Origin of the sequence: Corynebacterium sp. UMB10321, from assembly GCF_030228725.1 — a bacterium.
Lineage (GTDB): Bacteria > Actinomycetota > Actinomycetes > Mycobacteriales > Mycobacteriaceae > Corynebacterium > Corynebacterium pseudogenitalium.
In genome coordinates this window covers 1-303 of record NZ_JASOZC010000039.1, presented here as the reverse complement: position 1 = coordinate 303, position 303 = coordinate 1, and the positions used below count along the sequence as shown (strand labels likewise).

Annotated in this window: 1 pseudogene; it reads left to right on the top strand. The window is 55.1% G+C overall.

Features of this window, described 5'->3' with window-relative positions:
- Positions 1-303 (top strand): annotated as a pseudogene (uvrC, locus tag QP752_RS11235) (excinuclease ABC subunit C); the annotation flags it as partial.

Below are 303 nucleotides of genomic sequence, written 5' to 3'. Positions count from 1 at the left end.
ACCGTCGCTTCCTGTGTGGTGTTTGATGCCAACGGCCCGCTGCGTGCGGAGTATCGGCGCTATAACATTACTGGCATCACGCCGGGCGATGATTATGCGGCGATGAATCAGGTGCTGCGTCGGCGTTATGGTAAAGCCATTGACGACAGTAAGATCCCGGATGTGATCCTTATCGACGGCGGCAAAGGCCAGCTTGCGCAGGCGAAAAATGTCTTCGCCGAACTGGATGTCTCATGGGATAAAAATCATCCGCTGCTACTTGGCGTTGCCAAAGGAGCAGATCGTAAGGCTGGGCTGGAAACG